The sequence below is a fragment of the Rhizobium sp. A37_96 genome, from assembly GCF_053521765.1.
This window is the reverse complement of record NZ_JBNWDS010000001.1, coordinates 831,813-843,963: the sequence shown is the minus strand read 5'-3', so window position 1 is coordinate 843,963 and position 12,151 is coordinate 831,813. Positions and strand designations below refer to the sequence as shown.

Sequence of the window (12,151 nt, the reverse complement as noted above, 5' to 3'; positions counted from 1 at the left end):
GGCCACTGGCCGGGCTTTTTCATTCCCGCGGTTTTCATGCAGGACGATGGCGATCGCCATTTCCTTTGCGGCAGACCTGTTTTAAGTCTGCTCCTCTATCGGCAGGAGGATGGCAGCATGAGCAAACCCCGTATTCTCGTCACCCGGCGTTGGCCGGTCGCGGTCGAAAAGGTTCTGTCGGAGCGCTTCGACGCCACGTTCAACACGGACGACGTCGCCCTCGATGCCGGGCAGTTGCGCGAGGCGCTGCTGACCTATGATGCGGTTCTGCCGACCGTTTCCGACAAGCTTCCGTCCGCGCTCTTCGAAGGGCAGGCGCTCCGCACGAAGATCCTCGGCAATTTCGGCGTCGGCTTCAATCATATCGATATCGCCGCTGCCAGGGAAAAGGGCATCGTCGTCACCAATACGCCCGGAGTCCTGACCGACTGCACGGCCGATATCGCCATGCTTCTTCTTCTCTCCGTTGCCCGTCGCGGCGGCGAAGGCGAGCGCGAGGTCAGGGCCGGCGCCTGGACGGGCTGGCGGCCGACGCATCTGGTCGGCACCAAGGTCACCGGCAAGACCGTCGGCATCATCGGCTTCGGCCGCATCGGCCGGGCTTTCGCGCAGCGCTGCCATTTCGGCTTTGGCATGGATGTCGTCTTCTACAATCGTTCCGCCATCGATCCGATGGAGGCCGCGCGTTATGGCGCCGTACAGCTGCAGACGGTGGAGGACGTTCTCGAGGTTTCGGATTTCGTCTCCCTGCATTGCCCGGGCGGAGCCGAAAATCGTCATCTGATGAATGCGGCCCGCTTTGCGGCAATGAAACCCGGCGCGTTCCTGATCAATACGGCAAGAGGTGATGTCGTCGACGAGGCAGCGCTGATTTCGGCTCTGGAACAAGGGACTATCCGTGGCGCGGGGCTCGACGTTTATGAGGCGGAGCCACATGTTCCCGAGCGGCTGCGGTCGCTGGACAATGTCGTGCTGCTGCCGCATCTCGGCAGCGCCACCGAAGAAACGCGCACGGCCATGGGCATGAAGGTGGTGGACAACATCACAGCTTTCTTTGCGGGCCGCGAGCCGCCGGACCGTGTGGTCTGAGCCAAGAGGGCGTTGGTCAAGGTTGAAGGCACAAGCTTGCCGGCGAAATTGCGCATCGGCAGGATATTGGGCGTCAACCGAATGAGATGCTGCCGCGCATGCCGATTCTCGGCGAGGAGGGACATTGTCCGAGAATGACTATGATGCGTTCGCCGCCGCCTATCAGGCCGACAACGAGAACAATGCCTGGAATGCCCATTACGAGCGGCCGGCGATTCTTGCGTTGGCTGGTGATGTCGCTGGGCTTCGGGTTCTCGATGCGGGGTGCGGCGGCGGCGCTCACGCCGCGGCTCTCATTGATCGAGGCGCGATCCTGACCGGCGTCGATGCCAGCGCCGGCTTGCTCGAAATCGCGCGACGTCGCCTTGAAGGGCGGGCGCGGCTGATGCTGGCTGACTTGAATGAGCCGCTACCGTTCGAAGATGGCGCCTTCGATCTGGTGATCGCCTCGCTGGTGATGCATTATCTGGCTGACTGGTCACTCCCGCTTGCGGAGTTCAATCGCGTTTTGTCCGAAAGCGGCCGTCTGGTCTTTTCGACACACCACCCCTTCATGGATCACGACCTAGCCGGCCACGACAATTATTTCGAGACCTATCGTTTCAGCGAGACATGGCAGCGTGGCGGCCGGGCCATCGCCATGCGTTTCTGGCATCGGCCGCTCCATGCCATGTTCGATGCGCTTAAATCGGCTGGATTTCACATCGATGTCCTGAGCGAGCCGCAGCCCGACCCAAAGGTCGATACCCTCTTCCCGGCGGCTTATAAGAGCCTGACGACCAAGCCACGGTTCCTGTTCTTCTCGGCGGTGAAGGCGTGAATATGGTCCCCTGAAGGGCTGTTCACACTTCATGCAGGACATGCGCGGCCTTGACGGCGGCGGATGCGCGGTTTTCGACGCCGAGCTTCACGTAGATCTGCTCCAGATGCTTGTTCACCGTGCGGGCGGATAGCCCGAGGATTTCGCCGATGTCGCGGTTCGACTTGCCCTTGGCGAGCCAGAGGAGGACCTCGGATTCGCGTTGCGTCAGGGAGAAGTGCTGGCGCAGGATATCGTCGTCGGCGCGCTGGTTGGTGGCCGTGAGGCGAAAGAGATATTCGTCGGCTCCGATGGCGCCGAGGAAAGTGAATTGCAGGGCGGTTTGGCCGCCATTGCTGATCGACAAAAGATTGTCGCGCCCCGGCCCAAGCCGCTCGCGCTCCAGCATGAAGGCGGCGATGTGTTTGGAGGCGAGATCGAGGCCGTCGTCGCTGCCGGTGGCGGCATTGATGAGGCGGGTCGCCTGCGGCGTCGACCAATGGATGGCGCCGTTGCCCTTGACCGCCAGAAGATGGCGGCCCGCGGCGTCGAGCGCCACCCTGGCGCTCTGGGCGGAGCGGGCGTTGCGCAGGTGGACGCGAATGCGGGCGCGCAGCTCGTCGACATTGATCGGCTTGGTGAGATAGTCGACGCCGCCGGATTCCAGCGCATGAACCACATGCTCGGTTTCGGTCAGCCCCGTCATGAAGACGACGGGAATCTGGGCGATGCCGGCATTGGCCTTCAGCCGGCGGCAGGTTTCGAAACCATCCATCGCCGGCATGACGGCATCGAGCAGGATGAGATCCGGCGTGATGCGCTCGACGATGTTCAGCGCAGCCGATCCCGAGGTTGCGATCAGCACGGAGAAGCCGGATTGCTCCAGCGCATCGGTCAGAAAGCCGAGCGCGTCAGGCGAATCGTCCACCAGCAAGACTATGTCGCGGGGAAGGGTGGGCTCGGCCAATCTATTCTACCTTTTCAGTGTCGAAGGTGCGCAGCACGGTAAGGAAGCCGTCGAGATCGAAGGCCTGAACATAGCTGCGCAAAGCATCTGTGAACGGTCTGTTGTCGTCGAGCTTGGCGAGGTCCGCAAGCTTCGCCTCGATGCCCCTGATATAGCCAATCTCGCCGAGCCGCATCAGCTCGCGCACATGATCTGTGCCGGGGCTCTTCAGGGGTGGCGGCGGCTTCGGCACGATCGGAACGATGGCATCGGCATAGATCCATTGCAGGCCGAGATGCAGCGCCAGCTTGTCGCGAAGCTGGCGGATGTCGACCGGCTTGGATATGGCGTCGTTATGGCTGTCGTCGCTGTCCGTCGCGGCGGCTGCATCGCCGATATTGGCCGACAGCATCAGGATCGGCGCCGTCTGGCCGTTTTCCCTGAGCCGCGAGACGAGCTGCCAGCCATTCATGCCGGGCATGGAGATATCGACCAGAAAGAGATCCGGCTTGATGCCTTCGATCAGCGTCAGGCAGTCGGGGCCGCCGGCGGCGGTCAGCACGATGAAATCGAGCGGCGACAGGATCTCGCGCATCAGCTCGCGATGGTCTTCGTTATCGTCGACGACGACGATGGTGCGCCGCGGCCCCTCGTAGCCGGCGATGCGCTGCTCCTGGGCCGGCGGCTTCATCGGGCGGATGACGGCCGACAGCATCAGGCGCACGCGGAATGTCGAGCCCTTGTCCTTTTCGCTGGTGACGGAAATCTCGCCGCCGAGCGTGTTCGTCAGCAGCCGCGTGATGGTCAGCCCCAGACCGAGGCCCGGCATCGGCCTCACGCTGTCGGCCTCGCCGCGCTGGAAGGGCTCATAGATGCGGGTGATATCTTTCTCGGCAATCCCCCGGCCCGTATCGGCGACGGTGACGGTGGCGACCTGGTTGCGGTAGCCGACATCGAAGCGAACGCTGCCCGTATCTGTGAACTTGATGGCGTTGGAGAGCAGGTTGACGAGGATCTGCCGCAACCGCTTCTCGTCGGTGCGGACATAATCGGGCAGGGCGGCGGCGCGCTCGTGGATGAAGGCCAGCCCTTTCGCCTGTGCCTGCGGACGGAACATGTCGACGATCTGGTCGAGGAAATCCTGGATATTGATCTCGTTGGAATAGACCTGCAGGCGGCCGGCCTCGATCTTCGAAATATCCAGCAGCCCGTCGATCAGGCCGGAAAGATGCTCGGCGCTGCGGCGGATGACCTTCAAGGAGGATTGGCGGGGAGCGGGAATGGTCTCGTCGCGCTCCAGGATCTGCGCGTAGCCGAGCACGGCATTGAGGGGCGTGCGCAATTCGTGGCTCAAGCCCACGACATAGCGGCTCTTGGCGCGGTTCGCCGCCTCGGCTGCCTCCTTGGCGCTCTGCAAAGCCGCATCCGTCTTTTTGTGGGCGGCAATCTCTTTCAGCAGCAGCGTGTTCTGGCGCGAGGATTCCTCCTCGGCGACCACGCGGCTGTCATGGGCGAGCACGTAGAACCAGCAGACGACGCCGGCGATGACGGCAAAGACGAAGAAGACGATCAGGATGGTGCGGTCGACCACGAAGGCCGTTTCGGGGGAAGCGGCGCCGACCTGATGCGCGATCATTGCCAGAATCGCGCCCATGGCGGTCAGCGCCAAGGCAACGGCAATGCCGTAGCGGCCGAGGCGTGTGGCGAGCTTCGCGACGATGCTTTCCGGCAGCAGGGTCTTTGCGACGGTGCCGACCTGCGTATTGAGCCGCGCCTTCGGCTTGCACATGTCATGGCAGCGGCTGTCGAGCGAACAGCAGAGCGAGCAGATCGGCGCGGCATAGGCCGGGCACCATGCCATATCTTCCGGCTCGAACGGATGTTCGCAGATAGAGCAGGTGATGGTGGTCAGGTTTTTCCAGCTCTGTCGCGGCTTGCGGGCGAGATAGTATTTGCCCTTGGTGGCCCAGGCGATGGCGGGCGAGGCGATGAGCGCGACGATCAGGGTGATATAAGGCGCAAGCGAAGCGGCGACCGTGCCGAAGGCGCCGAAATGCGCAATCAGGGCGATGGTTGCGGAAAGCGCCATGGCGCCCAGGCCGACCGGGTTGATGTCGTAGAGATGCGCGCGCTTGAATTCGATACCCGGCGGCGCCAGTCCCAGCGGCTTGTTGATGAAGAGATCGGCCGAGATGGTGCAGAGCCAGGCCATGGCGATGATCGAGAAGATGCCGAGCGTCTCCTCCAGCAGCCGGTAGATGCCGAGTTCCATCAGCAAGAGCGCGATGGCGACGTTGAAGACGAGCCAGATCACGCGGCCCGGATGGCTGTGCGTCAGCCGCGAAAAGAAGTTCGACCAGGCGAGCGAGCCGGCATAGGCGTTCATGACGTTGATCTTCAGCTGCGAGATCATCACGAAGGCGGCCATCAGCAGCAGCGCGGCATTGTGCCAGGGGATCATGTAGCCGAAGGCGGTGAGATACATCTGCGCGGGATCGGCGGCGCGATCGGCCGGCACGCCCGAGGTCAGCGTCAGGACGACGAGGAAGGAGCCGGCGAGCAGCTTCGGCGCGCCGATGATGACCCATCCCGGCCCGGCAAGGAAGATCGCCAGCCGATGCCGCCACTTGCGATGCCCATCCGGCGGCAGGAAGCGCAGGAAGTCGGCCTGTTCGCCGATCTGCGACATCAGCGCCAGGATGACGGCGGACGCGGCGCCGAACTCCACCAGATCGAAGGGAGCGGCGCTGCCCGGCGCGCTGGCAGGATGGTGAATACCGGCAAAGGCCCGCCAGAGATCGAACTTGCCCCAGTCGGATAGAGCGATGAAGACGAAGGGCAGGACGTTGAGAACGATCCAGAAGGGTTGTGTCAGCAGCTGGAACCGGCTGATGAGGCGCACACCATGGGTCACTAGTGGAATGACCATGACGGCGCTGACGATATAGCCGATCCATACGGGTATGCCGAGCGTCAGCTCCAGCGCGCCGGACATGATCGAGGCTTCGATCGCAAACAGCATGAAGGTGAAGCTGGCATAGATCAGCGAGGTGATGGTCGAGCCGATGTAGCCGAAGCTCGCGCCGCGCGTCAAAAGATCGATATCGACGCCGTGGCGGATGGCATAGCGGCTGATGGGCAAGCCCACCGCCAGCATGACGAGGCTGGCGACGATAATGGCGTAGAAGGCGTTGGTGGTGCCGTAGGACAGCGTGATCGCGCCGCCGATCGCCTCAAGCGCCAGGAAGGAAATGGCGCCGATCGCCGTCTGCGAGATGCGCTGCGAGGAGAATTGCCGCGCGCTCTTGGCGGTGAAACGAAGGGCGTAGTCTTCCAGCGTCTGGTTCGCGACCCAGCGGTTGTACTCGCGTCTCACAGGTATGATGCGTTGCCGCGCAGCCATGCTTACCCTTCAGCAGTCCCGCCATCGTAATTCCGGCAGTCCAGAGATGTCGTAACATGGATCCATACGGCGCTTAAGGGCACGAGGGCGCGCAAAGCTGCACATTTCGCCCCGACGCCTACGTCATATTACGTATGTGGTTTCCCCAGTGGCTGCCGGATAGTCGCGAAAGGCAACGGTTAATCTTCGTTTACCGGCCGTTGCGGCAGACAAAAAGAGGGGAACCACGATGAAATTCAAGACTCTCGTCTCCGGCGCGCTGCTTGGCGCCATCATGTCCACGACCGCATTCCACGGCGCCTTTGCCGCCGACGATACCATCAAGGTCGGCGTGCTGCATTCGCTGTCCGGCACCATGGCGATTTCGGAAACGACGCTGAAGGACGCCATGCTCATGCTCATCGACGAGCAGAACAAGAAGGGCGGCGTTCTCGGCAAGAAGCTCGAGCCCGTCGTCGTCGACCCGGCCTCCGACTGGCCGCTCTTTGCCGAAAAGGCCCGCGAGCTGATCGAGAAGGACAAGGTTTCCGCCGTGTTCGGCTGCTGGACCTCGGTGTCGCGCAAGTCCGTTCTGCCCGTGTTCAAGGAACTGGATTCGATCCTGTTCTATCCGGTGCAGTTCGAAGGCGAGGAGTCCGAGCGCAACGTCTTCTACACGGGTGCTGCTCCGAACCAGCAGGCGATCCCGGCCGTCGACTATCTGATGAAGAACGAAGGCGTGCAGCGCTGGGTGCTCGAAGGCACGGACTACGTCTATCCGCGCACGACCAACAAGATCCTCGAAGCCTATCTGAAGTCGAAGGGCGTCAAGGACGAAGACATCATCATCAACTACACGCCGTTCGGCTTCTCCGACTGGCAGACGGAAGTCTCCAAGATCAAGGCCTTTGGCGCAGCCGGCAAGAAGACAGCCGTCGTCTCCACGATCAACGGCGATGCCAACGTTCCCTTCTACAAGGAGCTGGGCAACCAGGGCGTCAAGGCCGAGGATATCCCGGTCGTCGCCTTCTCGGTCGGCGAAGAGGAACTGGCAGGCGTCGATACCAAGCCGCTTGTGGGGCATCTCGCCGCCTGGAACTACTTCCAGTCCGTCGACACGCCGGCCAACGCCGCCTTCATCAAGGAATGGCACGCCTACACCAAGAACGACAAGCGGGTGACCAACGACCCGATGGAAGCCGCCTATATCGGCTTCAACATGTGGGTGAAGGCCGTCGAGAAGGCCGGCACGACCGATCCCGACAAGGTCATCGATGCGCTCGTCGGCGTCTCGGTTCCGAACCTTTCGGGCGGCTATGCCACCATGATGCCGAACCACTACATCACCAAGCCGGTGCTGATCGGCGAAGTGCAGGAAAACGGCCAGTTCGACATCGTCTCGCAGACGCCTGAAGTGGTGGGCAAGGAATGGTCGGACTACCTGCCAGACAGCAAGGATCTGATCTCGGATTGGCGCATGCCGATGAACTGCGGCAACTTCAACGTTTCCACCGGCAAGTGCGGCGGCAAGGGCTCCTGAGATCCGCCATCGATGCGAGACCGCCGCGGGCAGGCTTCTCTGCCCGCGGCAGCTTGAGGGGACGGGCGCAATGTTCGACAAATTCGTTTACCGCATGGCCCTGGCGCTGGTCGCCGGCTTCTGCCTGGTGCTGGTGCTGACGGCCACAGGCCTGCGCGCCCAGGAGGATGCGCACGGGCTGATCAATTCGCTCGGCCAGGCCAATTTCCAGAAGGCCGGCGAGATCGTCCAGGATCTTGCAAAGACTGGCGATCCCAAGGTGGTGCCGGCGTTGCAGGCCTTCTCGGACGGCGATCTCTACGTCCGCAAATCCGACAATCAGGTGTTCATCGCCAAATCCTCCGGTGAGACGATGGACCTGCTGGATCCTCTGAGCGGGCAGGCCGGCGGGCAGGAAGCCAAGGACAATCTCAGCAAGATCAAGATCAACAACAGCCTCCGCCGCGCCGTTCGCGCGGCTCTCGGCAGTCTGACGCTGATGAGCCCGGATCGCGGCGTTCGCCTGGAAGCAGCGCAATCGGTGTTGAAATCGCCGAGCGCGGATTCGCTGGAGGCGGTCGAGACCGCACTGCAGAACGAGAAGGATGGAGAGATTCGCGCCGTGCTCGAACGGGCAAGGGCTGTTGCCGTGCTCGGCTCCGACCGTCCGCTGGAGGACAAGAAAGCCGCGATCGAGACGATCAAGAACGAAGGCGGCCGGGATGCCATCGGCATTCTCTCCTCGGTTTCCGTCGATGATAGTCTCAAGCCGGATGTCGCCGCCGCGATCGCCGGCATTCAGGAGCAGCTGAAGTTCTGGGATGCGGTGCAGAATGTCTGGTACGGCCTGTCGCTCGGCTCGGTGTTGCTGCTGGCCGCCATCGGCCTTGCCATCACCTTCGGCGTCATGGGCATCATCAACATGGCGCATGGCGAGATGGTGATGCTCGGTGCCTACTCGACCTTCGTCGTTCAAAGCATCATCCGCACCTCCTATCCCGCGCTGTTCGACTGGTCGCTGGCCATTGCCCTGCCGGTTGCCTTCATCGTCACCGGCGCCGTCGGCCTCGTCATCGAGCGCGGCGTCATCCGTTTCCTTTATGGCAGGCCGCTGGAGACGCTGCTTGCCACCTGGGGCATTTCGCTGATCCTGCAGCAGGCGGTGCGCTCGATCTTCGGGCCGACCAACCAGGAAGTCGGCAATCCCTCGTGGATGTCCGGTTCCTTCGACCTTGGCTATCTCTCGATCACCTGGAACCGTCTCTGGATCATCGTCTTCTCGCTCGGCGTCTTCGTGGCGCTGCTGCTGCTCCTCAAGCGCTCGGCCTTCGGGCTGCAGATGCGGGCGGTGACGCAGAACCGCCGCATGGCCTCCTCCATGGGGATACGCACATCCTGGGTCGATGCCTTTACTTTCGCCCTGGGATCCGGCATTGCCGGCATGGCGGGCGTCGCGCTCTCGCAGATCGACAACGTCTCGCCGAACCTCGGTCAGAGCTATATTATCGACAGTTTCATGGTCGTGGTGTTCGGCGGTGTCGGCAATCTGTGGGGCACGCTCGTCGGTGCCTTCTCGCTCGGCATCCTCAACAAGTTCCTCGAGCCCTATGCAGGAGCGGTGCTCGGCAAGATCCTCGTTCTTGTCCTCATCATCCTCTTCATCCAGAAACGTCCGCGCGGGCTCTTCGCGCTCAAGGGAAGGGCGGTGGAAGCATGATTACCGCCTTCATTCTTCGTTCGCTCGACCGCCGCATCAGCATCGCCATTGCGATCCTGCTTGCCGTCGCAGTGCTGGTGCCGCTGTCGAACCTGCTGTTGCCGGAAACGAGTGCGCTGCATGTGCCGACCTACCTGATGTCGCTGCTCGGCAAGTATCTGACCTATGCGCTGCTCGCTTTGGCACTCGATCTGGTCTGGGGTTATTGCGGCATTCTTTCGCTCGGCCACGGCGCGTTCTTCGCGCTCGGAGGCTATGCGATGGGCATGTATCTGATGCGGCAGATCGGTTCGCGTGGTACCTACGGCAACCCGATCCTGCCCGATTTCATGGTGTTCCTGAACTGGAAGGAGCTGCCGTGGTTCTGGTACGGCTTCGATCAGTTCTGGTTCGCCATGCTCATGGTTCTGGTCGCGCCCGGCCTGCTCGCCTTCGTCTTCGGCTGGTTCGCCTTCCGCTCGCGCGTCAACGGCGTCTACCTGTCGATCATCACGCAGGCAATGACCTATGCGCTGCTGCTTGCCTTCTTCCGCAACGACATGGGCTTCGGCGGCAATAATGGCCTGACCGATTTCAAGGATATCCTCGGCTTCAACATCCAGGCCGATGGCACGCGCGCCACGCTCTTTGCCGTGACGGCGTTGTTCCTGGCGTTGGCACTGCTATTGTCCTCGGCCATCGTGCGCTCGAAGTTCGGCAAGGTGCTGGTCGGCGTACGCGACGCCGAAAGCCGGACGCGCTTCCTCGGCTACCGCGTCGAACACATGAAGCTCTTCGTCTTCGTCGTATCGGCGATGATGGCGGGGATCGCCGGTGCGCTCTACGTGCCGCAGATCGGCATCATCAACCCCGGTGAATTCGCCCCGGCCAACTCGATCGAAGTGGTCATCTGGACGGCGGTCGGCGGACGGGCAACGCTGATCGGCCCGATCATCGGCGCCATCCTAGTCAACGGCGGCAAGACCGTTTTTACCGGCCTGTTTCCTGATTTCTGGCTGTTTGCGCTCGGCGGCCTGTTCGTCGCGGTGACGCTATTCCTGCCGAAGGGCATCGTCGGCACCATCGCGCAATATCTCGGCAGGAAGCGCAAACCGGCAAGCCCGCCGCCAAAGGCCGCGAAGGATGACACCCAACAATCGGTGCAGGCTGCGGAGTAGGACCATGATCCCGGATATCAAGCCCAACAGCATGCTCTATCTCAACAACGTCTCTGTCTCGTTCGATGGCTTCAAGGCTTTGAACGCATTGTCGATCGTGATCGAACCGGGGGAGCTTCGCGCCATCATCGGCCCGAACGGCGCCGGCAAGACCACGATGATGGACATCATCACCGGCAAAACGCGTCCCGACGACGGCGAAGTGTTCTTCAACGGCCAGATCGACCTGACGAAGAAGGACGAGGCCGATATCGCCCAGCTCGGCATCGGCCGGAAATTCCAGAAGCCGACCGTCTTCGAAAGCCATACCGTCTGGGACAATCTCGAACTGGCGCTCAACCGCAATCGCGGTGTTTTCGCGACGCTCTTCTATCGGCTGACGCCTGCCGATCGCAGCCGCATCGAGGAGATTCTTGAGACGGTGCGCCTGTCACATCGCCGCGACGAGCTGGCGGCCAACCTCTCCCATGGGCAAAAGCAATGGCTGGAGATCGGCATGCTGCTTGCGCAGGAGCCGAAGCTTCTGCTGGTGGACGAACCGGTGGCCGGCATGACGGATGCGGAGACGGCGGAGACGGCAGTGTTGCTGAAGGAGATCGCCAAGACGCGCTCGGTGGTGGTCGTCGAGCACGACATGGGCTTCATCCGAGACCTCGGCGTCAAGGTGACATGCCTGGCGGAAGGATCGGTTCTGGCGGAAGGGTCCATCGATTTCGTCAGCAGCGATCCGAAGGTGATCGAGAACTATCTGGGGCGGTGAGATGCTGACAGTCGAAAACGCAAATCTGCATTATGGCGCCGCGCAGGCGCTGCGCGGCATCTCCATCAAGGCGGAGATGGGCAAGATCACCTGCGTGCTCGGGCGCAACGGGGTCGGCAAGAGCTCGCTGTTGCGCGCCGTCACCGGGCAGCATGCATTGTCGGCAGGTACGGTTGCCTTCAATGGCGTGGCGCTGAACGGCATGGCGCCGTTCGCCCGCGCCAAGCAGGGGATCGGTTACGTGCCGCAGGGGCGCGAGATTTTTCCCCTGCTGACGGTCAGGGAAAATCTCGAGACCGGCTATGCGCCGCTTGCCCGCCGTGACCGCACTATTCCGGATGATATCTACAATCTGTTCCCCGTGTTGAAATCCATGCTGTCGCGTCGCGGCGGCGATCTCTCCGGCGGCCAACAGCAGCAGCTGGCGATCGGCCGGGCCATGGTGACGCGGCCGAAGATGCTGGTGCTGGACGAGCCGACCGAGGGTATCCAGCCGTCGATCATCAAGGATATCGGCAGGGCGATCCGCTATCTGAGGGATTCCACCGGCATGGCGATCCTGCTGGTCGAGCAATATCTCGATTTTTGCCGCGAGCTTGCCGACTACGTCTACATCATGGATCGCGGCGAGATCGTGCATGAAGGGCTGGCGGAGACGCTGGATACGCCCGAGGCCCGCAGGCACCTGACCGTCTGAGGCGGTTGCCTTTCTTTTCGGCGTTTGGTGAAAAATGCGGCTGGGGCGCACGGCGGCAGGCCATGATCGCGAGGGATCGCATAAG

The 12,151-nt window shown here is 62.3% G+C and carries 9 protein-coding genes; 7 read left to right on the top strand and 2 right to left on the bottom strand.

Going from position 1 to position 12,151, the window contains the following annotated elements:
• The first annotated feature begins 117 nt into the window (after window positions 1-117).
• Both ACQZ6J_RS04100 and ACQZ6J_RS04095 read left to right on the top strand, forming a co-directional pair.
• Window positions 118-1,089: a 2-hydroxyacid dehydrogenase gene (locus ACQZ6J_RS04100; RefSeq protein WP_449082131.1), complete on the top strand. Its 972-nt coding sequence runs from the start codon at window positions 118-120 to the stop codon at window positions 1,087-1,089.
• A gap of 124 nt (window positions 1,090-1,213) precedes the next feature.
• The gene (locus tag ACQZ6J_RS04095) at window positions 1,214-1,909 is read left to right on the top strand and encodes a class I SAM-dependent methyltransferase (protein ID WP_449082129.1); all 696 of its coding nucleotides are present in this window, start codon (window positions 1,214-1,216) and stop codon (window positions 1,907-1,909) included.
• Window positions 1,910-1,931: 22 nt separating this feature from the next.
• Here the strand turns inward: ACQZ6J_RS04095 and ACQZ6J_RS04090 are convergent, their stop codons facing one another.
• A complete protein-coding gene (locus ACQZ6J_RS04090; RefSeq protein ID WP_449082127.1) occupies window positions 1,932-2,855 on the bottom strand; it encodes a response regulator in 924 nt (307 codons plus the stop codon).
• 1 nt (window position 2,856) lies between these two features.
• Entirely contained in the window at window positions 2,857-6,237 is a 3,381-nt protein-coding gene (locus ACQZ6J_RS04085) for a hybrid sensor histidine kinase/response regulator (protein WP_449082125.1), read from the bottom strand.
• Between the two features lie 229 nt (window positions 6,238-6,466).
• Between ACQZ6J_RS04085 and urtA the strand changes: the two genes are divergently transcribed.
• The 5 genes from urtA to urtE all read left to right on the top strand — a co-directional run bounded on the left by urtA (window position 6,467) and on the right by urtE (window position 12,066).
• On the top strand, window positions 6,467-7,756 hold the full coding sequence (gene urtA / locus ACQZ6J_RS04080) for an urea ABC transporter substrate-binding protein (RefSeq protein WP_163986436.1): 1,290 nt from the start codon (window positions 6,467-6,469) through the stop codon (window positions 7,754-7,756).
• A gap of 70 nt (window positions 7,757-7,826) precedes the next feature.
• Window positions 7,827-9,452 carry an urea ABC transporter permease subunit UrtB gene (gene urtB, locus ACQZ6J_RS04075; RefSeq protein ID WP_449082123.1) on the top strand — a complete coding sequence of 542 codons (1,626 nt, stop codon included), beginning with the start codon at window positions 7,827-7,829 and terminating at the stop codon, window positions 9,450-9,452.
• A complete protein-coding gene (gene urtC, locus ACQZ6J_RS04070; RefSeq protein ID WP_163986434.1) occupies window positions 9,449-10,609 on the top strand; it encodes an urea ABC transporter permease subunit UrtC in 1,161 nt (386 codons plus the stop codon). Before urtB ends, urtC begins: the two co-directional genes overlap by 4 nt.
• A gap of 4 nt (window positions 10,610-10,613) precedes the next feature.
• Window positions 10,614-11,369 (top strand): urea ABC transporter ATP-binding protein UrtD, encoded by a 756-nt coding sequence (gene urtD / locus ACQZ6J_RS04065; RefSeq protein WP_163986433.1) that lies wholly within the window; start codon window positions 10,614-10,616, stop codon window positions 11,367-11,369.
• Window position 11,370: 1 nt separating this feature from the next.
• Window positions 11,371-12,066 carry an urea ABC transporter ATP-binding subunit UrtE gene (gene urtE, locus ACQZ6J_RS04060; protein WP_449082120.1) on the top strand — a complete coding sequence of 232 codons (696 nt, stop codon included), beginning with the start codon at window positions 11,371-11,373 and terminating at the stop codon, window positions 12,064-12,066.
• Window positions 12,067-12,151 lie beyond the last annotated feature (85 nt).

Coding starts and splice junctions, on each gene's coding strand:
- ACQZ6J_RS04100 (WP_449082131.1), top strand. CDS start 118: ATGAGCAAACCCCGTATTCTCGTCACCCGGCGTTGGCCGGTCGCGGTC.
- ACQZ6J_RS04085 (WP_449082125.1), bottom strand. CDS start 6,237: ATGGCTGCGCGGCAACGCATCATACCTGTGAGACGCGAGTACAACCGC.
- urtA (WP_163986436.1), top strand. CDS start 6,467: ATGAAATTCAAGACTCTCGTCTCCGGCGCGCTGCTTGGCGCCATCATG.
- urtB (WP_449082123.1), top strand. CDS start 7,827: ATGTTCGACAAATTCGTTTACCGCATGGCCCTGGCGCTGGTCGCCGGC.
- urtC (WP_163986434.1), top strand. CDS start 9,449: ATGATTACCGCCTTCATTCTTCGTTCGCTCGACCGCCGCATCAGCATC.
- urtD (WP_163986433.1), top strand. CDS start 10,614: ATGATCCCGGATATCAAGCCCAACAGCATGCTCTATCTCAACAACGTC.
- urtE (WP_449082120.1), top strand. CDS start 11,371: ATGCTGACAGTCGAAAACGCAAATCTGCATTATGGCGCCGCGCAGGCG.